The 21,080-nt window shown below is 66.6% G+C and carries 18 protein-coding genes; 7 read left to right on the top strand and 11 right to left on the bottom strand.

The window, feature by feature from the left end; genetic code table 11:
• Positions 1-17: 17 nt before the first annotated feature.
• From folC to ABE483_RS15265, 3 genes are all read right to left on the bottom strand, one after another.
• Positions 18-1,295, bottom strand: a complete 1,278-nt coding sequence (folC, locus tag ABE483_RS15255) for a bifunctional tetrahydrofolate synthase/dihydrofolate synthase (RefSeq protein ID WP_346481968.1) — start codon at positions 1,293-1,295, stop codon at positions 18-20.
• A 51-nt stretch (positions 1,296-1,346) separates the two neighbouring features.
• A complete protein-coding gene (locus ABE483_RS15260; protein WP_313209597.1) occupies positions 1,347-1,991 on the bottom strand; it encodes a histidine phosphatase family protein in 645 nt (214 codons plus the stop codon).
• Positions 1,992-2,336: 345 nt separating this feature from the next.
• Positions 2,337-4,499 (bottom strand): S46 family peptidase, encoded by a 2,163-nt coding sequence (locus tag ABE483_RS15265; protein WP_313209599.1) that lies wholly within the window; start codon positions 4,497-4,499, stop codon positions 2,337-2,339.
• 220 nt (positions 4,500-4,719) lie between these two features.
• Between ABE483_RS15265 and tdh the strand changes: the two genes are divergently transcribed.
• Positions 4,720-5,742 (top strand): L-threonine 3-dehydrogenase, encoded by a 1,023-nt coding sequence (tdh, locus tag ABE483_RS15270; RefSeq protein ID WP_123728470.1) that lies wholly within the window; start codon positions 4,720-4,722, stop codon positions 5,740-5,742.
• Positions 5,743-5,924: 182 nt separating this feature from the next.
• Here the strand turns inward: tdh and ABE483_RS15275 are convergent, their stop codons facing one another.
• Positions 5,925-6,626, bottom strand: a complete 702-nt coding sequence (locus ABE483_RS15275; RefSeq protein WP_137190938.1) for a TorF family putative porin — start codon at positions 6,624-6,626, stop codon at positions 5,925-5,927.
• Positions 6,627-6,818: 192 nt separating this feature from the next.
• Between ABE483_RS15275 and kbl the strand changes: the two genes are divergently transcribed.
• Positions 6,819-8,030 (top strand): glycine C-acetyltransferase, encoded by a 1,212-nt coding sequence (kbl, locus tag ABE483_RS15280; RefSeq protein ID WP_313209603.1) that lies wholly within the window; start codon positions 6,819-6,821, stop codon positions 8,028-8,030.
• Between the two features lie 249 nt (positions 8,031-8,279).
• Here kbl and ABE483_RS15285 read toward each other — a convergent pair whose 3' ends face one another.
• From ABE483_RS15285 to ABE483_RS15300, 4 genes are all read right to left on the bottom strand, one after another.
• Complete coding sequence (locus ABE483_RS15285) at positions 8,280-8,624, bottom strand: hypothetical protein (RefSeq protein ID WP_313209605.1); 345 nt, start codon at positions 8,622-8,624, stop codon at positions 8,280-8,282.
• A gap of 91 nt (positions 8,625-8,715) precedes the next feature.
• The gene (locus ABE483_RS15290) at positions 8,716-9,567 is read right to left on the bottom strand and encodes a pseudouridine synthase (RefSeq protein WP_313209607.1); all 852 of its coding nucleotides are present in this window, start codon (positions 9,565-9,567) and stop codon (positions 8,716-8,718) included.
• Between the two features lie 19 nt (positions 9,568-9,586).
• A complete protein-coding gene (locus tag ABE483_RS15295) occupies positions 9,587-10,096 on the bottom strand; it encodes a hypothetical protein (RefSeq protein WP_313209609.1) in 510 nt (169 codons plus the stop codon).
• 226 nt (positions 10,097-10,322) lie between these two features.
• Positions 10,323-11,414: an OmpA family protein gene (locus ABE483_RS15300; RefSeq protein WP_088435197.1), complete on the bottom strand. Its 1,092-nt coding sequence runs from the start codon at positions 11,412-11,414 to the stop codon at positions 10,323-10,325.
• Positions 11,415-11,787: 373 nt separating this feature from the next.
• On the opposite strand from ABE483_RS15300, the gene ABE483_RS15305 reads away from it, so the two are divergent.
• From ABE483_RS15305 to ABE483_RS15325, 5 genes are all read left to right on the top strand, one after another.
• Complete coding sequence (locus ABE483_RS15305) at positions 11,788-12,813, top strand: zinc-binding alcohol dehydrogenase family protein (protein WP_346463654.1); 1,026 nt, start codon at positions 11,788-11,790, stop codon at positions 12,811-12,813.
• Positions 12,814-12,911: 98 nt separating this feature from the next.
• A complete protein-coding gene (locus ABE483_RS15310) occupies positions 12,912-13,523 on the top strand; it encodes a hypothetical protein (protein ID WP_313217333.1) in 612 nt (203 codons plus the stop codon).
• Between the two features lie 105 nt (positions 13,524-13,628).
• Entirely contained in the window at positions 13,629-15,662 is a 2,034-nt protein-coding gene (locus ABE483_RS15315; RefSeq protein WP_346481969.1) for an NADPH-dependent 2,4-dienoyl-CoA reductase, read from the top strand.
• 291 nt (positions 15,663-15,953) lie between these two features.
• The gene (locus tag ABE483_RS15320) at positions 15,954-16,412 is read left to right on the top strand and encodes a cell wall hydrolase (protein ID WP_088435200.1); all 459 of its coding nucleotides are present in this window, start codon (positions 15,954-15,956) and stop codon (positions 16,410-16,412) included.
• An 89-nt stretch (positions 16,413-16,501) separates the two neighbouring features.
• A complete protein-coding gene (locus ABE483_RS15325; RefSeq protein WP_346481970.1) occupies positions 16,502-17,113 on the top strand; it encodes a glutathione S-transferase N-terminal domain-containing protein in 612 nt (203 codons plus the stop codon).
• Between the two features lie 80 nt (positions 17,114-17,193).
• Here ABE483_RS15325 and ABE483_RS15330 read toward each other — a convergent pair whose 3' ends face one another.
• From ABE483_RS15330 to prpE, 3 genes are all read right to left on the bottom strand, one after another.
• Positions 17,194-18,255 (bottom strand): suppressor of fused domain protein, encoded by a 1,062-nt coding sequence (locus ABE483_RS15330; protein WP_346481971.1) that lies wholly within the window; start codon positions 18,253-18,255, stop codon positions 17,194-17,196.
• Positions 18,256-18,327: 72 nt separating this feature from the next.
• Positions 18,328-18,822 (bottom strand): hypothetical protein, encoded by a 495-nt coding sequence (locus ABE483_RS15335; RefSeq protein WP_313209629.1) that lies wholly within the window; start codon positions 18,820-18,822, stop codon positions 18,328-18,330.
• 228 nt (positions 18,823-19,050) lie between these two features.
• The gene (prpE, locus tag ABE483_RS15340) at positions 19,051-20,928 is read right to left on the bottom strand and encodes a propionate--CoA ligase (RefSeq protein WP_313217327.1); all 1,878 of its coding nucleotides are present in this window, start codon (positions 20,926-20,928) and stop codon (positions 19,051-19,053) included.
• Between the last annotated feature and the right edge of the window lie 152 nt (positions 20,929-21,080).

Here is a 21,080-nt window from a genome sequence, read left to right on the forward strand (position 1 = left end):
GGCGCTGCAAAGCCCCCTCAGGCGCCGGGTTCGAGGGTCTGCAGCGCCTGCGCGGCGGTGTGGAAGGAGCCGAACACCAGCACGCGATCGCCGGCCTTGGCCTGCGCCACGGCATGCTGCAGGGCGTCCACGACGGTGGCGTGCGGTGTCGCGCCGGCCGCAGCCGTACCGGCCAGGCGTGCCCGCAGTTCCTCGGCGCTCTGCGCACGTGCCCCCTCCAGCCCGGCCAGGTGCCACTGCTGGACCTGATCGGCCAAGGCCTCGACCACCCCGGCGGCATCCTTGTCCTGCAGGGCGGCAAACACCGCGATGGTGTCGCCGGTGACGCGACTGGCCTTCAGCGCGGTGGCCAGTTCGCGCGCGGCCTGCGGGTTGTGACCGACATCGACCAGCACCTCCACGCCGTCACGATCAAAGGCCTGCAGGCGGCCACGGATACGCGCGGCGGCAACGCCTTCGATGAAGGCGGTGCGCGGCAGCGGGCGATCCAGCGCACGCAGCGCGGCGATCGCCGTCGCGGCATTGGCGCGCTGGATGGGCCCGCGCAGCGTCGGGTGCGGCAGTTCGATACGGAAGCCGACATCGCGCCAGCGCCAGCGCTCGCCATCGATGGCATCGGCGAAGAAATCGCTGCCACCACGGATGGCGTTGGCACCCACCAGATAGGCACGCGCGAGCACACTCGAGGGCGGATCGATTTCGCCGAGGATGACCGGCTTCCACCCACGGATGATGCCGGCCTTCTCGGTCCCGATCGCTTCGCGGTCCTCGCCCAGCCAGTCGCTGTGGTCGATGTCGACGGTGGTGATCACCGCCACGTCGCCATCGACGATGTTGACCGCATCCAGACGGCCGCCAAGGCCGACCTCAAGCACGGCCAGATCCAGGCCCGCCTGCGCAAACAGCTGCAGGGCGGCCAACGTGCCGTATTCGAAGTAGGTCAGCGTGGTGTCGCCACGCGCGTCTTCGATCGCGTTGAAGGCCGCCATCAGGGCGTCATCGGTAGCGTCCTGGCCATCGATGCGCACGCGCTCGTTGTAGCGCAGCAGGTGCGGCGAGGTGTACGCACCGACCTTCCAGCCGGCAGCGCGCGCGATGGCCTCGATGAAGGCCACGGTGGAGCCTTTGCCGTTGGTGCCACCGACCACGATGCTGCGCTCGGCCGGCACGCCCAGCCCCATCGCCTGCGCCACGGTACGCACCCGGTCCAGCCCCATGTCGATGGTGGCGGGGTGCTGCTGCTCGATGTAGCTGAGCCAATCGGAGAGGGTCTGCGGGCGGGCGGTGGTGGTCATGGTCGTTGGATCGGAATCGTTGGGGCGGACGGCAGGATGGGACGCAGTGCGTTACAGCGCGCGGTGCTTGGCTTCGCCGAAGAACGGCGTGTGGTGCGCGCAGTCGTTGAGGCGGACGACTTCAAGCTGATCGAGGTCGGGGCCTTCGAGCAGGTTCAGCGTGGTCGGTGCCTGGCGGAAGGTCCACAGGCGCGAGATCGGCAGGCCGAGGATGCGGCACAGGATCACGCGGTTGACGGCGTCATGGGCGACCACCAGCAGGGTGTCGTGCTCGCCCAGGCCTTCAGCGGCACGGGCCAGGCCACGCCAGCTGCGTTCGAGCACCAGGCGCAGCGATTCGCCGCCGGGCATCAGGACGGTATCGGGCTCTTCGCGCCAGGCGCGCAGGCGGGAGGGATCCTTGTCGTGGATTTCGCTGGCCAGCAGGCCTTCCCATTCGCCGTGGGCGATTTCCTGCAGGTCCGGCTCGGTCTGCAGCATCGGGGCACGGTCTGCACCCAGGGCGAGCTGGGCGGTGAGCTGGGCACGCGAGAGCGGTGAGGCAACGGCGCGGGTGATGTCGACGGACTTCAGACGTTCCCCCAGTGCCTTGGCCTGGGCTTCGCCGATCGGCGACAACGGGATATCGATCTGGCCTTGGTAGCGGCCTTCGGCATTCCACGGCGTTTCGCCGTGACGGGCAAGCAGGATGCGCATGCGGACAAGGGGTCCTTGGGGGAGGAGGTTCCGGCGCTTCGTTCACATCCTGTGAAAGCACGCGGAACAGGGATGATACCCGGTCGCGGCTGTGAAGCTGTGCGGCTGTTTGGTGCACGTGATCTGCTTGCTCGGCGGCTTGGTGGCGGATGGCTCGTAAAGCGTGGCGCCTGACGGCCCCGCGCAGGCTGAGGCCGGGTAGCCTCTGGCAGGACGCGCCGTGAACCCAGCCCTGCCCGGCGCGCTCCTTCAGGGAAAAACAAGACGCCTCGCGTTGGAGGTATAGCGGACCATAAAAAAACCCCGCAGATGTCGCTGCGGGGTTCTGGAAACCGACGGGGCGGCTTACTTGCTGAGGTTCAGTTCTTTCAGCAGCTGCGGCGCCGGCGCCACTTCCTGCATGATCCACTGCATGTAACGGCTGTCGACCGCGATCATGCGGGTCATCACCGGATCGAACACCCAGTTCGAACTCACCGACTCCCAGTTGCCATCGAAGGCCAGGCCGACCAGCTTGCCGTTGGCGTCCAGCACCGGCGAACCGGAGTTGCCGCCGGTGATGTCCAGGTTGGACAGGAAGTTCACCGGCACCGAGCCGATGCGCTTGTCTTCCAGGCCGCCGTAACGCTTGGCCTTGACCGCATCGAGCAGCGCCTTCGGCGAATCAAACGGATCTTCGCCGGTTTCCTTGGCCGCCACGCCTTCCAGGGTGGTGAACGGGGTGTAGTTCACGCCATCCTTGCCGTAGCCCATGACGTTGCCGAAGGTGATGCGCAGCGACAGGTTGGCGTCCGGATAGACGAACTCGCCCTTGCTCTTCTTGTAGTCGGCCACGGCCTGCAGATACAGCGGGCGCGACACCAGCGACTCGCCTTCGCGGGTCTTCTTCTGCTCTTCCTGCTTGAGCAGCGCCGGCATCACCGCCACCGCGTACTGGATGGCCGGATCGGTGCTGGCCTCGAACGCCGCACGGTCGGCCTTGAACCACGTCAGGCGCTCATCCAGGCTGCCCAGCTTGGTGCCCGAGAGCTTGCCAACCAGAGCCTGCACGGCGGCCGCATCGCTGCCTGCCAGCCACTGGTTGAGCACCTCGTTGGTGCGCTGCGCGGCCGGCAGGGCCACGTACTGGCTCAGCCAGTAGGTCTGCAGCTGCTGGTCCATGCGCGGCACGTAACGGCGGTCCATCTGCTTCAGGCCGCCTTCGATGGAGGGAAGATCGCGTTCCTGATAGCCGACTTCACGCTCGGCATCGGCCTTGCTGCGCTCGATCGAGAGGCGGTACAGGGTGATCGCCGAGCCCACGGCCGAGGTGCTGTTGAACTGGCTGACGAACAGGTCGCGCTCACGCGTGGCCTTGCTGGTATCCAGGTGCTGGATCAGCTGCGCATGTGCCGCCAGGGCCGGCTTGCCGGCGGCGCCACGCTTCTTCAACCAGGCCAGCACGGCGGCTTCTTCGGCCTGCTTCTGGCCGGCCGCGTCGATGCGCTTGAAGCCTTCCAGCTGACCGGCGTAGTTCTTGGCCACGTTGTTCATGCTGGCCGCGGTGGCCGCGTACTTCACCTTGACGTCCGGGTCGGCCTTGCCAGCCTCGTCGATCATCTTCAGCACCGCGTTGTAGTGGCGCGCGATGGTCGGGTAGGTCCAGCTGGCGGTTTCATTGAACTCGCCGGCCAGCGCGTAGCGGTTGGTGCGGCCCGGGTAGCCGGCCACCATCACGAAGTCGTCGGCACCCAGCGGCTGGTCGGCGAACTTCAGGAAGTGCTTGGGCTGGTAGGGCACGTTGTCGGCCGAGAAGGCGGCCGGCTTGCCGTCCTTGCCCACGTAGGCGCGGTAGAACGAGAAATCGCCGGTGTGGCGCGGCCACATCCAGTTGTCGATGTCGCCACCGAACTTGCCGACGCTGCCCGGAGGCGCGTAAACCAGGCGCACGTCCTTGATTTCCATGTTGCGGAACAGACGGTAGGTGTTGCCGCCGGAGAAGCTGTACAGGCGGCAGCGGAAGCCGGCATCGGCTTCACACGCAGCGGTCTGGGCCTTGTCGAAGGCATCCAGCGCGCGGGTACGGGCCAGCGGGTTCTTGCCGGCGGCGGCGATCGCGGCCTTGGCCTGGTCGGTCACGTCGGTGATCTGGTCCAGCACGAACACGCGGGCGTTGGGGCCGGCACTCAGCTCATCCTTCAGGGTCGGCGCGTTGAAGCCGTCCTTGATCAGGTTCTTTTCGGCCGTCGAATTCAGCTGGATCGCACCGTAGGCACAGTGGTGGTTGGTGACCACCAGGCCCTGCGGAGAGACGAAGCTGGCGGTGCAGCCACCCAGCGCCACCACCGCGCCCATCGGGTCGCCGGTCAGGTTGGAGATCTGCTCCGGGGACAGCTTCAGGCCGGCCTGCTTGAGCGGGCCGGCGATTTCCGGCAGCTGCTGCGGCACCCACATGCCTTCTGCGGCATGGGCGACCTGGACCAGCCCAAGGCTGGCGACGACGGAGAAAGCGAGCAGGTTCGAGCGCATAGAGCAGCCCCTGGTGAAAGAACCGCCGATTCTAGCCCAGCCGCTGCGCCGTCCCGAAGCCCGGTAGAGCCGACCCATGGTCGGCTGGCCGCACGCAGTGCGGCAATGAGGGGCATGGCCACCTCCCAGCCCACCCGCGCTGCAACATGGGAAAACCGCCAGCGGCTCTATAATCCGCGTTTTCCCCCAGACGAGTTCCACCCCGATGGCGCAGCAAACAATGAAGGCCCTGGTCAAACGCGAAGCCGCCAAGGGCATCTGGCTGGAAGAAGTTCCGGTCCCCACACCCGGCCCGAACCAGGTCCTGATCAAGCTGGAAAAGACCGCCATCTGCGGTACCGACCTGCACATCTACCTGTGGGACGAATGGAGCCAGCGCACGATCAAGCCCGGCCTGACCATCGGCCACGAATTCGTCGGCCGCATCGCCGAGATCGGCCCGGGCGTGACCGGCTATGAAATCGGCCAGCGCGTCTCGGCCGAAGGCCATATCGTCTGCGGCCATTGCCGCAATTGCCGCGGTGGCCGCCAGCACCTGTGCCCGAACACCGTGGGCATCGGCGTCAACGTCAACGGCGCCTTCGCCGAATACATGGTGATGCCGGCCAGCAACCTGTGGCCGATCCCGGATCAGATCCCCTCCGAGCTGGCCGCCTTCTTCGATCCGTACGGCAACGCCGCGCACTGCGCGCTGGAGTTCAACGTGATCGGCGAGGACGTGCTGATCACCGGTGCCGGCCCGATCGGCATCATCGCCGCCGGCATCTGCAAGCACATCGGTGCGCGCAACGTGGTGGTCACCGACGTCAATGATTTCCGCCTGAAGCTGGCCGCCGACATGGGCGCCACCCGCGTGGTGAACGTGTCCAACACCTCGCTCAAGGACGTGATGAAGGAACTGCACATGGAGGGCTTCGACGTGGGCCTGGAAATGAGCGGCAATCCGCGCGCGTTCAACGACATGCTCGACTGCATGTACCACGGCGGCAAGATCGCCATGCTCGGCATCATGCCCAAGGGCGCCGGCTGCGACTGGGACAAGATCATCTTCAAGGGCCTGACCGTGCAGGGCATCTACGGCCGCAAGATGTACGAGACCTGGTACAAGATGACCCAGCTGGTGCTGTCCGGTTTCCCGCTCGGCAAGGTGATGACCCACCAGCTGCCGATCGATGATTTCCAGAAGGGCTTTGATCTGATGGAACAGGGCAAGGCCGGCAAGGTCGTGCTGAGCTGGAACTGAGGCATCGCGCCGTTGGCGCGCCGGTCGGTGTCACGACCAACGGTCGTGACCTACCAGGCATGGTCGGTTCGGGCCTCGGCGGTGGCATGGCCCCGGTAGGTACCGACCGTTGGTCGGTGCGCGCCTCGGCAAACGAAAAAGGCGCCTTGCGGCGCCTTTTTCATGTCCATCGCAGCGTCAGGTCATTTGCCCACGGCTACGGTGAACACCACGCGGTTGTCCGCCAGCTTGCCGTTGTTGTCGCGACCAGCGCCGTCGGTACCGTGGTACCCCAGGCCCAGGTTGAACAGGCCGAACTGGCGGCTCACGCCGACGTTGAAGTCGGTGTAGTCCTTGCCGAAATCGGTCTCGAGCGAGGTACGGCCCACGTTCGCGCTCAGGGTGAAATCATTGGGCAGGCCCCACTCGCCGCCCACCGCGTAATACCAGCTCTTGGTATCGGACCCGGACAGGTCGTCGGTGTAGGCCACCGTCAGCTTGTACTGCTCGGCGAAGGTGGTGGTGGTGATCAGCTCGTTGTAGTTCAGCTCGCTGGCGCCCGGATAGGTGTAGCGGTTGAGCAGCACGTCGAAATTGACGCCGTCGGTGACATCCACCCCGTAGCCGATCAGGTAGTCGATCTCCGTGCTCGGGTCGCCCGGCCCGAAGTCCACGCCCGAGCCCCACACGCCCGCATACAGGCCGACCGGGGAGGTATAGGTGAAGCCGGCCTGCAGGGTCGGATCCTCATCGGTCTGGGATACACCACGGAACACGTAGTCCGATACGGCGGTGACGTTCCAGCTGAACGGCGATTCGGCCTCGTCCTGGGCGCTGGCGGCAAACGGGGCAAGCAGGGCGGCGCATAGCACAGCGGCGGCGGTACAGCGCGTGGCGTGGTTCATGCGGGGTCTCTCCAGACGTGGGGTGGGCAGTGCAGCGGGGTTTACGGTTTTTTAACCTGATTGATATTGCGATGCAACAATCACGTGTGCAACCGTTTCGCCCACCGCCGGCCCGGCCAGACCCCGCCTGCGCCCCCGGGCCCGGCGCCGACAGGTAAAATCCCGGGTTTCCCGTGCCGAAGACTGCCTGCCATGACCGACGCCACCACCGCCTCGCTGACCCAGCACTACGTTGAAGAACTGGAAGCGATCCGCGCCCAGGGCCTGTTCAAGTCCGAACGCATCATCACCAGCCCGCAGTCGGCCGAGATCACCTTGGACGACGGACGTACGGTGCTGAACTTCTGCGCCAACAACTACCTGGGCCTGGCCGACCACCCCGACCTGATCCAGGCCGCCAAGGATGCGCTGGATACCCACGGCTTCGGCATGGCCTCGGTGCGCTTCATCTGCGGCACCCAGGACCTGCACAAGCAGCTGGAAAAGCAGATCGCCGATTTCTTCGGCAAGCAGGACACCATCCTGTACGCGGCCTGCTTCGACGCCAACGGTGGGCTGTTCGAGCCGCTGCTGGGCGAGCACGACGCGATCATTTCCGACGCGCTCAACCATGCCTCGATCATCGATGGCGTGCGCCTGTGCAAGGCCAAGCGTTTCCGCTACGCCAACTGCGACATGGCCGATCTGGAAGCCCAGCTGCAGGCCGCCGATGCGGCCGGCTGCAAGACCAAGCTGATCACCACCGACGGCGTGTTCTCGATGGACGGCTTCATCGCCCCGCTGGATGAGATCACCGCGCTGGCGAAGAAGTACAACGCGCTGGTCCACATCGACGAATGCCATGCCACCGGCTTCCTCGGCGCCACGGGCCGCGGCTCGGCCGAGGTCAAGGGCGTGCTGGAGAAGATCGACATCATCACCGGCACCCTGGGCAAGGCCATGGGCGGCGCACTGGGCGGTTTCACCTGCGCCAGCGCCGAAGTGATCGAACTGCTGCGCCAGCGCTCGCGCCCGTACCTGTTCTCCAACTCGCTGCCGCCGCACGTGGTCGCCGCCGGCATCAAGGCCTTCGAGATGCTGGCCGCCGCCGATGACCTGCGCGATACCCTGGCGCAGAACACCGCCTACTTCCGCGAGAAGATGACCGCGGCGGGCTTCGATGTGAAGCCGGGCGTGCATCCGATCAGCCCGGTGATGCTGTACGACGCGCCGCTGGCGCAGAAGTTCGCCGAGCGCCTGCTCGAGGAAGGCATCTACGCGATCGGCTTCTTCTTCCCGGTGGTGCCCAAGGGCCAGGCCCGCATCCGCACCCAGATCAGCGCCGCGCACACGCGTGCGCACCTGGACCGCGCCATCGATGCCTTCACCCGGATCGGCGTCGAGCTGGGCGTGATCAAGGCCTGAGGGCCCCAGCCGCCCCACGGTCGGCACGGCCGTCGCACCCGCGCGTCACGGAGGTAGAGCCGACCGTTGGTCGGCTGCCTCTCGTCGCAGGTCATGAACAGCCGATACGGGGCACGTCTTGCGTGCCTCAGCCGACCAACGGTCGGCTCTACCGTCGTGGGGGTGTGGATAGCGGATGCGGGGGCACGCCTTGCGTGCCTCAGCCGACCAACGGTCGGCTCTACCGTCGGTGCGACGCGCGCGGCGGGGTTACTTCTTCTTTTTCTTCTTGTCCTTGGCCTCTTCCTTGCTGGCCACCACCACCGGTGCCGCAACCGGACCATCCTGGCCATTGCCCTTGGCCACCCGGATACCGTTGGCCTTCATCCAGGCATCGAACTCATCAGCGCTCATGCGCTTGTCGCCATCGCTCATCAGGAAGCGGTAGCTGCCGCGGCCATCCAGTTCGGGGATCCTGATCTCCACCACCTTGTCGGTCACCGGCGGATCCTGTTTGGCGATCTGCTTGTGGCCGCCACAGGCGGTCAGCAGCGCGGCCGGCAACAGCAGGCAGGCGCCGCGGAACAGGGAACGGTTGAGGGTACTGACGTGCATGGTCTTACTCCCGGTGTTGAACGGAACGTCCCTTCGAAGGCCATCCATTGCCCGGGTCGATTGGCCTGCCACATGCCGGCAGGCCACAAGGTCACGGTGTGGCCGCGGCGCTGTCGGCCACGGCATGAAGCAGATCCAGATCGTGTTGGCTGAGCTCGCGCCAGGCGCCCTTGCCCAGCTCGCCCAGCGGCAGCTGGCCGATCGCCACGCGCACCAGGCGCAGCACGTTGATGTCGAATGCGGCGAGCAGGCGGCGGATATGCCGGTTGCGGCCTTCCTCCAGCACCACTTCCAGCCAGGCGGTCTTGTCGCCGCTGCGCAGCAGCGTGGCGCGCCGCGCCCGCAGCAGCTCGCCTTCGTCCTCGATCCCCGCGCACAACGCCTGCAGCTGCGCCGCATCGGGGATGGCATCGATCTGGACGTGATAGGTCTTGTCCGGGCCGGTGGCCGGATCGGTCAGGCGCGCGGCCCATTGCGGATCATTGCTGAAGAGCAGCAGCCCTTCGCTGGCCTTGTCCAGGCGCCCGACCGGCGCGATCCACGGCAGGCCGGCAGCATCGAAGCAGCGGTAAACGGTATCGCGACCGCGCTCGTCCTGCGCGGTGGTGACCAGGCCACGCGGCTTGTTGAGCATCAGGTGCACGCGCTTGGGCGCATCCAGCGGCTGACCATCCACGCGCACGTGATGGCGCCCGTCGATGATCGGAAATTCGGGGTTGTTGATGACACGGCCGTCGACCGTCACCCGGCCATCGGCGATCCAGCGTGCGGCTTCGGTGCGCGAGCACAGCCCGGCTTTGGACAGCACGCGCGCCAGACCATGCCGCGGTGCGCCCGCGGGGGGGCTGGAGGCGGCGTTGCGGGTGCCTGTTGCGGGGCTCGCACGCCGCTCGGGGCGGCGTGGTCGGGACGCGTTCGCGGCGGGTGGCCGGCGTGTCGTCATCGTGCTCCGCTCAGGCGGCTTACTTCTTGTCCGCCGGCTTGGTCTCAGCCGGTGCTTCGGTGGTGGCGGCCGGCACGGCAGCCGGTACCGGGCGCGCCTTGACCACGCGCACACCGCGCGCCTTCATCCAGGCGTCGAATTCTTCGGCGGTCATGCGCTTGCCGTTCTGGCTCATGTCAAAGCGCCACGGCGTGTTGTCGAACTCGGTCTGCGGCTTGTAGGCGGCCGGATCGTTCGGGTTGATCACCGGTGCACTGGGGATCGCCTTGGCGATGTTCTGGCAGCCGTCGATGCGCAGGCGCTGCAGCACGCTGTCCAGCGACTGCTCGCGGTCGTAGCTGGAGGTCAATACGCCGGCAGGCATGCCCAACTGGACGTTGCGGATGTACAGCTCTTCGGCCACCGGTGCGATCGCGGTGGCCGGCAGCGGCAGCGGCGATGCGCTGGCAGGTGCCGAACAGTCCACGGCAGCGTGGGCGGTGGGAACCAGGGCCAGGCCAAGCGCGGCGGCCAGTGCAAAACGCTGCATGGGATGCATCCAGGAAGGGGTCGACGCGGCGAGTTTAACAGCGCCACAACGTCTTTCAAGCGCCACCTTCAATGAATACGGCAACTTGTTGGATTTATTGTCGATTTTCAGGATTCGACCCGACGGCGCGCGCGGAAGGGCCTATGTGTCGAGGTGAGAGAAGACAAAAAAAAACAGGGCCCGGCAATGCCGGGCCCTGCTTATTGAGACTGTACTGCCAGAAGGATTAGTTCTGGACGTTCAGCTCGGTACGACGGTTCTTGGCGCGACCTTCCGGGTTATCCGAACCATCCGGGTTGGTGTTCGGCGCAATCGGGCGGCTCTCGCCGTAACCGATCGGACCGACCAGACGCGAAGCGTCAACGCCGTTCTGGGTCAGGTAGTTGTACACCGAGGTAGCACGACGCTCGGACAGCTTCTGGTTGTAAGCGTCGGTACCCTTGGAATCGGTGTGACCGGCCACTTCAACGCGCAGATCCGGGTAACGCTTCAGGATTTCCGAAGCCTCGCTCAGGATCGCAACCGCGTCCGGACGCAGGTTCGACTTATCGAAGTCGAAGTTCACGCCCTTCAGATCGATCGACACCGGGACCGGGCAACCGTCCGGACCGATGGTCTGACCCGGCTGCGAGTTCGGGCACTTGTCATCGCAGTTGTTGACGCCGTCACCGTCGTCATCCAGATCGGCGCAGCTCGGCGCAACCGGAGCCGGAGCCGGCACGGCAGCAACCGGGGCCGGGCCCAGCGGGATCACGACGCCGACCGAAGCCAGCACGTCGCCGAACCAGTCTTCGCTCGGAGCAGCAATGCTCTGGTCGTCGAAGTCAGCGCGGTAGGCCACTTCGGCACGCACGGCGACGCGCTTTTCGAAGGTGGTCTGCAGACCGACGCCGAGCTTGGCGGCGAAGTTGCCGTCCTTGCGCTCACGCGGACCGTTGGTGTTCAGCGCTGCGTACTCTTCTTCCGACTTCTGGTAGCCCAGGCCGAACAGCAGGTACGGGTTCCAGCCGCGGCCTTCCTGGATGAAGTGGCGACGCAGGTCGAGCGAGGCGCCGTACTGGCTCCAGTTCAGATCCTGGTTGGCGTCGAAGTTCGGGTTCTGGTAGTTCAGCTCGCCATCCAGCGACCAGTTGGGGCTGATGAACTTACCGAGGCCCAGGGTAACGAACGGAGCGTCGTTGGTCAGACGGTCGCTATCCTGGAAGTTGAAGCCGGCCGAACCGGTCAGGTACCAGCGGTCGTCAAAATCCTGCGCCGATGCAGCCTGGGCGAAAGCCAGACCGCCCAGCAGCGCGGCAGTGAGGATCTTCTTGTTCATTGAGTACAGCTCCTATTTCGGGGGTATGAAACCGGTAGAGGCATGGGCCAGCACTACTGCGTCGTTTTCAGACTGCCGATTCAGCACGCCACCGCCGCGAACATTATGCTCAGGCGAGTGAAGGTGATGTTAACAGTCCCGTAACATGTGAAGACGACCGCCAGACCTCTACCGGGTCCAGCTGGTGGCACCCTATACAGGTTGATGAAATTCCGCAAGACCCAGCAATGACAAGGGTTTTGCCTAATTCAGGCGACGTAGCGACACATTTTTCACGTTAGGGTTCAAATGGCGATTGCGCCTTGATTCAGCGCAAAAACAGCAGCGTCGTGATCCGTATGATGAGGGCGATTCCCCCGTATCCGGAGCCGATATGAAAGCCGTGGGATTGACCCAGTATCTGCCGATTGAAGACCCCGCCGCGCTGCAGGACCTGCGCATTGCGCCACCGGGCGTGCCGCAGGGACGCGACCTGCTGGTACGAATACATGCTGTTTCCGTCAATCCGGTCGACACCAAACAGCGCGCGCCGCGCCCGCAGCAGGAGAATCCTGCGCGCATCCTGGGGTATGACGCGGCCGGTGTGGTGGAGGCGGTGGGCCCGGAGGTCACGGCGTTCGCCCCCGGCGATGAGGTGTATTACGCGGGCGATGTCACCCGCTCCGGTTGCAATGCCCAATACCAGTGGGTGGACGAACGCCTGGTCGGGCGCAAACCCACCACGCTGGATTTCGCCGAGGCTGCAGCGTTGCCGCTGACCACGCTGACCGCATGGGAACTGCTGTTCCAGCGCATGCCGCTGCACTTTGAAGACAGCCGCCACCGCGGGCAGCACCTGTTGATCATCGGGGGTGCCGGCGGCGTCGGTTCGATTGCGATCCAGCTCGCGCGCCACGCCGGCTTCAGCGTGATCGCCACCGCCTCGCGCGAGCAGACCCGCGCGTGGTGCGTACAGATGGGCGCCGACCACGTGATCGATCATCGCCAGCCGCTGGCAGCGCAACTGCAGGCACTGGGCATCGCGCAGGTGCAGGTGGCGCTGAACCTGGCCGACACCGACCACTACTGGGAGGCGCTGGGCGAGCTGCTGGCCCCGCAGGGACATGTGGGGCTGATCGTTGAGCCGCGCGGACCATTGCGCATCGGCGATCCCTACAAAGCCAAATGTATCGGCATCCATTGGGAGTTCATGTTTGCCCGGTCGCGCTTCCAGACCGACGACATGATCGAACAGCACCGCATTCTGAGCCGGGCCGCCAGTCTGATCGACGCCGGCGAACTGCGCACGACCGCGCATACGCATCTGGGCTCGATCACGGCAGCGAACCTGCGCGAGGCACATCGCCAGCTGGAAGGCGGCGGCGTGATCGGCAAACTGGTGCTGTCCGGCTGGGACTGACGCGCGCGGCAATGTGTCTGCGCAGATTCGCGCGCATCTGTATCTGTCGGCCATGCGAAGGGCCCCCTACAGTCAGTGGCCCTTCCGGTGAAGCCGACATGCCCACGTCCCTGCCCCTGCGCCTGCTGCAACTCCTGCTTGGTCTGTTCCTGTATGGCTTCGGCGCGGCGGTGATGATCCGCGCGGCGATCGGCGTGGCGCCCTGGGATGTGCTGTCACAGGGCATCGCGCTGCAGACGCCGCTGTCCTTCGGCGTGGCCACCAATGTGATCGGCGCGCTGGTGCTGCTGCTGTGGTGGCCGATCCGGCAGAAGCCCGGTCTGGGCACCGTGCTCAACGTACTGCTGATCGGCCCCAGCGCGCAGTTCGGGCTGTGGCTGCTGCCGCAGGTGCAGGGCCTGGCCTGGCAGATCCCGATGTTCATCTGCGGCCTGCTGATGGTCGCGGTGGCCACCGGCCTGTACATCGGCGCACGCTTCGGCCCCGGCCCGCGCGATGGCCTGATGACCGGCCTGCACGCCCGCACCGGCTGGCCGATCTGGATCGTGCGCAGCGCGATCGAAGGCACCGTGCTGCTGATCGGCTGGTGGCTTGGCGGCAACGTCGGCGTGGGCACGCTCGCCTTCGCGCTGCTGATCGGCCCGTTGTGCGGCGTCACCCTGCCGCTGTTCGGTATCCGCAAGCCCAGCCCGGCAGCTGCCACGCCCTAGCGGGCGTCCGTGCCGACCAACGGCCGACCCCCTGGCGGACACATGCCCTTGCTCTTCAGGGGCATTCGCGGCACCCTGCGGGCTTCCGTACGCAAGCGTATCCACATGTCGCCAGCCGCCGAATCCACCGCCTATCCGCACCTGTTCACCCCGCTCGACCTGGGCTTCACCCAGCTGCGCAACCGGGTCCTGATGGGGTCCATGCACACCGGCCTGGAAGACCGTGCGCGCGATTTCCCGCGCCTGGCGGCCTATTTCGCCGAGCGTGCCGCCGGCGGCGTCGGGCTGATCGTCACCGGTGGCTTCGCGCCCAACGTGGTTGGCTGGCTCAAGCCATTCGGCGGCAAGCTGTCCTGGCCGTGGGAGGTGCGACCGCATCGCCAGGTCACCCGGGCCGTGCACGACAACGGCAGCAAGATCTGCCTGCAGCTGCTGCATGCCGGCCGCTATGCCTACCACCCCCTCTCGGTGGCTCCCTCCAAGCTGAAGGCCCCGATCAACCCGTTCACCCCGCGGGCGCTGTCGGCGCGCGGGGTGGAGCGCCACATCGCCGATTACGCGCGCAGCGCGCGGCTGGCCCGCGAGGCCGGCTACGACGGCGTCGAGGTGATGGGCTCGGAAGGCTATCTGATCAATGAGTTCATCGCCCCGCGTACCAACCAGCGTACCGATCGCTGGGGCGGTGACGCCGCCCAGCGCATGCAGTTCGCCGTGGAGATCGTGCGTCGCATCCGCGAGGCCTGCGGCCCGGATTTCATCATCATCTACCGGCTCTCGCTGGTGGATCTGGTGCCCGACGGCAGCAACTGGGCCGAGATCGTGCAGCAGGCGCAGGCCATCGAAGCGGCGGGCGCGACCCTGATCAACGCCGGCATCGGCTGGCACGAAGCGCGCATCCCGACCATTGCCACCTCGGTACCGCGCGGCGCCTTCGCGGCGGTTACCGGCAAACTCAAACCGCACGTGCGCGTGCCGGTGATCGCGACCAACCGCATCAACATGCCCGACGTGGCCGAGCGCATCCTTGCCGCGGGCGGTGCCGACATGGTCTCGCTGGCGCGGCCGCTGCTGGCCGACCCGCAGTGGGCCAACAAGTCGCGCGCCGGCCGTCCGGAGGCGATCAACACCTGCATCGCCTGCAACCAGGCCTGTCTGGACCACGTGTTCGAGAACAAGACCGCCAGCTGCCTGGTCAACCCGCGTGCCGTGCACGAGACCGAACTGGTCTACCGCCCGACCAGCGCCCCGCGCCGGATCGCCGTGGTCGGCGCCGGCCCGGCCGGGCTGGCCTGCGCGACCGTGGCTGCCGAGCGCGGCCACGCGGTCACGCTGTTCGATGCCGGCAGCGAGATCGGCGGGCAGTTCAATGTCGCCAAGCGCATCCCGGGCAAGGAAGAATTCCACGAGACGCTGCGCTATTTCCGCCACAAGCTGGGCGAGACCGGCGTCGAGGTGAAGCTGGACACCGTGGCCGACGTGGCCGCGCTGGCCGGTTTCGACGCGGTGGTGATCGCCACCGGCATCACCCCGCGCCGGGTCGATTTCCCCGGTGCCGACGACCCCAAGGTGGTCACGTATCTGGATGTGCTGCTTGGCAGGGTCCAGGTGGGCGAGCAGGTCGCGATCATCGGCGCGGGCGGCATCGGCTTCGATGTCGGCGAGTTCCTGGTCCACGAAGGGCCCTCCTCCGCGCTGGACCCGGCACGCTGGATGGCCGAGTGGGGCGTGGACCCGACGTTCGAGGGCCGCGGCGCGCTCGCCAAACCGGCACCTGAAGCCCCCGCCCGCAAGGTCTGGCTGCTGCAGCGCAGCCCGGGCAAGCCCGGCGCCCGCCTGGGCAAGACCACCGGCTGGATCCACCGCGCCACGCTCAAGGCCAAGGGCGTGACCATGCTCGGTGGCGTGACGTACCTGGGTGTGGATGACGCCGGCCTGCGCATCCGCGTGGACGGCCAGGAACAGCTGCTGCCGGTGAGCCATGTGGTGGTCTGCGCCGGGCAGGAACCGCGCCGTGACCTGCACGCCGCACTGCAGGCCGCCGGCATCAACGCACAGCTGATTGGCGGTGCGGATGTGGCCGCCGAACTCGACGCCAAGCGCGCGATCGATCAGGGCAGCCGGGTCGCCGCCGCGCTCTGATCCGCATCGACATCAACCTGAATACGGGGCTGAACCGCCGATTCAGCCCTGCCTCCGAACCTGAATGTCAAGCTTTCGGGTTCAGGATGTATTGGGAAATCCCCCCCTATCGTGCGCCAACTTTCCCGCTCACCACCCAGTTCGAGTGAGCGCGCGGACCCCACGTCTATTCGGGTCCGCCCCCGGGCGGCCCCGATGGCCGCCTCCCCATGACGCCAAGTCGTAACCCTCGCCCCGTCCGAATGATCGGATGGAACAGCCAGGTGCGGCCCACACGGAGCAAGGAGATTTATGAAACTGGCCTGGATTCTCTGGCTGTCACAGTTGTTGCCGCAGCCTGCCGCCGATTCGTTGTGCCTGAGCACGACCGTTTACCTCGAAGCGCGTGACCAGACCCTGCGCGGCCAGCAAGCCGTCGCGGAAGTGGCCCTGCGCCGCCTGGACAGCGGCCTGTGGGGCGACTCGATGTGCCAGGTGGTGACCGCCCGCAAGCAGTTCGCCCCGACCATCGTCGCGCCCGGCACCCAGCTCGGCAACGCCGATGCCTGGCAGGAAGCGATGACCGTCGCCTTCGATGCCGAGCGCAACTGGGCCCTGCCGGCTGGTGAGCGCAAGGAAATCGTGCCCGGCGCCAGCCACTTCGCCGCCCTGGCGATCGCCAACCCGAGCTGGCGCAACGCCTACCAGGTGGCCACGATCGGTGATCACACCTTCTATCGCGTGCAGAAACTCAAGCCACGCGCGTCGTAACGATCTGTTACGGCCATACCGTTGAGGATGCGGGGCCGGCTCTGGAATAGTGGGCGGCTCACCTTCCACCCATCCGCAACGGAGTTCCCATGAAGCTGTACAGCAAGCCCGGAGCCTGCTCCACCGCCGATCACATCGCCCTGCAGTGGACCGGCCAGCCGTTCGAGGTGGAACTGCTCGACAAGGACACCCTGAAGGCGCCCGCGTTTCTGGCCATCAATCCGGCCGGTTCGGTCCCGGTGGTGGTCGATGGCGATTTCGTGCTGACCCAGAACGCCGCCATCATGGGTTACATCGCCGATACCCACCCGCAGGCCGGCCTGACCGGTGACGGCAGCCCCAAGCAGCGCGCCGAAGCCACCCGTTGGCTGTCCTTCGTCAATTCGGACCTGCACCCGGCGTTCAAGCCGCTGTTCGGGCCGGGCACCTTCATCGAAGACGACACCCAGTACGACGCGCTCCGCGCCGCCGCCCGCAAGCGCCTGCGCAGCCTGTTCGAGCGCGCCGATGCGCAGCTGGCCGACCGCCCGTGGCTGGCCGGATTCCGCAGTTTCGCCGATCCGTACTTCTACATCACCCTGCGCTGGGCGGCGGGCGCGAAGATCGACCTGAGCGGCCTGGACAACCTCGCCGCCTTCAAGCAGCGCATGGAGGCCGATGCCGGCGTGCAGGCGGTGCTGAAGGCCGAAGGCCTCCTGTAGAGCCACCCCATGGGTGGCTGCAGGCCGTCCGGCCAGAACACACGCGTCCGGCCGGACAAGGAGCCACGCATGGCGTGGCTCTACCCGATCGTACGCACCACAGTGCCCTCGGCATCGCGCAGCTCGCTCGGCTCCACCACCACCTGCAGCGCCGGCCAACCCGGGATCGCATAGGTGCCACGGCGGGGCATGACCGTGGCGACCAGTGCCTGCAACGTGGCCGGGGCCAACTGGCATTCCAGCGCATCGCCCTCGACCACCAGCGCATTGGCGGCCGCCGGCGACAGCGTGATCTGCCGATCGTTGCCGACCAGCGTCAATGGCTGGCCGAACAGCAACCGCGCCGGCAGCAACGCGAGCAGCGATTCCACCTGGCGCGCTCCCAGGGTCACGGTCACCTGCTGCGCATCGCCCTCGCCCTGCACCAACCCGCCCAGCTTTTCCAGGAACAGATAGGCCGTCTGCGAGCCCTCGCGCGCCGCACCTTCGGCGACCGCGGCAGCCAGTGCGGGATCGTCCAGCAGCGAGCCGCGCGCGATATCGGTGATCCACAGCGGCATCTTCGGCAGCAGCGCCTCGAGCACGCCGGTGGTCGACCAGCGCTTCACCGCCTCCATCTCGTCATCGGTCAGCCCGATCACCTGCAGGAACGCCAGCGAACCGTTGGGCGTCTCGCGGGGCGGCAGCTGCGGGTCGCGCATGAAGGCGACGTGGCGCAGCAGCGTATCGGTGTCGGCGGCGATCGGACCGCCCGCATTGAGGTAGTGGCCCTGCTGGAACACCTTGCCGTTGGCGAACACGTAGCGCGCCAGGTTCTGCAGGAAATTCATCGCCCACGGCGGTGGCTCGCTGCCCGCCGCGGCGGCAACCCGGAAGCTCAGCTCGAAGCCGTACCCACTGGTGGACGGATCATCGCTCTCTTTTTCATAGAGCTCTGAGAAGCCGTAGCTGACGAAGTGCCAGTGCGGCAGCGGGGTATCGTTCCAGTACGCGCTGATGCCGTCCAGCGGATCCTCGCCGCCCAGCAGCGAACGCAACACCGGGCCGTAATGCTGCGGCGCCTGCGTGGGATACACCGCCTTCAACGCCGCATCGATGGCATCCCACCCGGGGGCGCCGTCGTCCTCGATCTCATCCACCATCGCTATTCTCCCGCACACGTAACAGCACGCATTCTAAACAGCGTGCTGCCCGGCCGCCGTCGACGTATCGCCTCAGGCGATCACGGGCTCGGTCTGCAGCAGCGCGCGTGTCTCGTCCATCCAGCGGTTGGCCAGCGCCGGGCTTTTTGCCTTGCTGATCGCAGCGGCCAGGTCCGGCCACAGCTTCTCCAGGCTGCCCGCATCGGTGCAGCGCTCGACTTTCAACTGCATGAAATAGCCCTTCAGACCGAGATGCCTGCGCACCGATTCGCTCATCCAGTCATACAGCCGCTTGTACAGCTCCGGATCCTGCTCGCGCCCGGCAGTCAGCGCCGCGGCGACCACCGGTGCGGCGCTGCCCCCGACGATCTCGATCAACCCCATCGCCGACAGCTGCGCCAGCGCATCGTCCGGCGCGCGCAGGCCCGGCAACAACGCGGTCAACGCGTTGTCATCGCGCTGACCATCGACCATCAGCAGCAGGGACCGCAGCGCCGGCGGCAAGCGCCGCGCACGGTCCTCGATTTCCTGACGGCCAGCGGCCGTCTTGGCCTGGATATACGCCATGTGTTCCCCCTTCACGTGGTGCCGTACCACGCGTAGGCCGGCCGTTCGCCGCTACCTGCGCGCCCCTGTGATCTTCCAGACCCTCCGTGTCCGGCGGCCGCCCCAGGCGCGCCGTGTCCCCAGCGCGCGGCGTGCCGCCGACAAGGCCTGCAACGATCACGTCCGCAGCTTACCCGAGCGTTCGCCTCGCCGGTAATGCGCTGCAGCATCGTGCAGGGGGCTACAGCGTCAGCTCCCCAGTGCGCGCCGGATCTCGTCCAAGGCCGCCGGGTCGTCCAGGGTCGACAGATCACCCGGATCACGCTCCTCGGCCAGCGCCTGCAGCGAGCGCCGCAGCAGCTTGCCCGAACGCGTCTTGGGCAGCGCGTTGACGATATGGATGTGCGCCGGCCGTGCGACCGCGCCCAGGGTATTGGTCACCCGCTGCATCATCTCGGCCGCCACGGCACTGCCGTCGCCCTGCAGGGCCTGCTTGAGGGTCACGAACACCAGCGGCACCTGGCCCTTGAGTTCATCCTTGACCCCGATCACGGCGGCCTCGGCCACCAGCGGATGGCCGGCGATGCATTCTTCGATCTCGCGCGTGCCCAGGCGGTGCCCGGCCACGTTGATGACATCGTCGGTGCGGCCGAGGATGAAGGTGTAGCCGTCTTCGTCCTGGATCGCCCAGTCCAGCGAGCTGTAGAGCAGTTCCTTGAAGTGGCTGAAGTAGCTCTGGATGAAGCGCGCATCGTCCTTCCAGACGGTGGTCATGCAGCCCGGTGGCAAGGGCGGGATCATGACCAGCACGCCCTTCTGGCCCGGTGCGACGGTCTCGCCGGTGTTCTCGTCGATCACCTTCATCCGGTAGCCGAGGTTCGGGAAACCGGGCGAGCCGAAGCGCACCGGTTTCATGTCCACGCCCGGCAGCAGGGTCAGTGCCGGCCAACCGGTTTCGGTCTGCCAGTAGTTGTCGATGATCGGCTTGCCGAGTGCGTCGTTGATCCAGTGCGCGGTCGGTTCGTCGAGCGGTTCGCCGGCAAGGAAGACGTACTTCAGCGCCGCCAGGTCGTGGCGGCGGATGAAGTCCGCATCGTGTTTCTTGAGCACGCGGATCGCGGTGGGTGAGGAGAACAGCGTGCGCACGCCGTACTGTTCGCACAGCGCCCACCAGATGCCCGGGTCCGGGTGGGTCGGCAGCCCTTCGTACAGCAGCGAGGTGCAGCCGCCGATCAGCGGGCCGTACACGTTATAGGAATGCCCGACCGCCCAGCCCACGTCCGAGGTGGAGAACATCACCTGGCCGGGCTTGCAGTCGAACACCGTCTCCATCGACTGCGCCATCGCCACGGCGTAGCCGCCGACATCGCGCTGTACGCCCTTCGGCTTGCCGGTGGTGCCGGAGGTGTAGAGCAGATAGCTCGGCTCGCTGGATTCCAGCCATACCACCGGAACGTCTTGGTCACCCACCTCGGCACGCAGCGTGGCGTAGTCGACGTCGCGACCGGGCACCTTCGGCTCGGCAGGGTCCAGCCCGCGCGAGACGATCAACACATGCGGTGGCGGCGAGGCGGCTTCGGCGCAGGCGGCATCGACCATCGCCTTGTACGGAATCACCTTGCCACCGCGCTTGCCGGCGTCGGCGGCGATCAACAGCTTCGGTTCGGCGTCATCGATGCGCAGTGCCAGGTTGTGCGCGGCGAAGCCACCGAACACCACCGAGTGGATCGCCCCGATGCGTGCACACGCCAGCATCGCGAACACCGCTTCGGCCATGTTCGGCATGTAGATCACCACGCGGTCGCCACGCTGCACGTCCAGCCGCTGCAGCACGGCGGCGAAGGCATTCACTTCGCGGTGCAGTTCGCGGTAGGTGATCTCGCGGGTAACGCCGGTTTCGCTGGAGATGGCGACGAGGGCGAGCTGGTCGGGACGGTCGACCAGATGGCGGTCCACCGCGTTGTAGCAGAGGTTGGTTTCCCCGCCGACGAACCAGCGCCGGAACGGCGGATTGCTGTAGTCGAGGATCTGCTGCGGCGGTGTATGCCAGTAGATGCGCTGGGCCTCTTCGCCCCAGAACGCTTCGGGTTCATCGACCGAACGTCGATAGACATCTTCGTAACGCATGACGGCCCTCCCAGACAAAGTCATGGGATCGAGCATAGTCCGATGGTGAAGCGCGGGCCGTCCGACCTTGGTCGTAGGGGCGATCGGTGGGTCGGGCGCTGGGCCCCCATATCCTTGTAGGCGGAATAAAGGAGGAGGGGGCGGCCGAAGGC

Origin of the sequence: Stenotrophomonas sp. TWI602 (genome assembly GCF_039674045.1) — a bacterium.
GTDB lineage: Bacteria > Pseudomonadota > Gammaproteobacteria > Xanthomonadales > Xanthomonadaceae > Stenotrophomonas.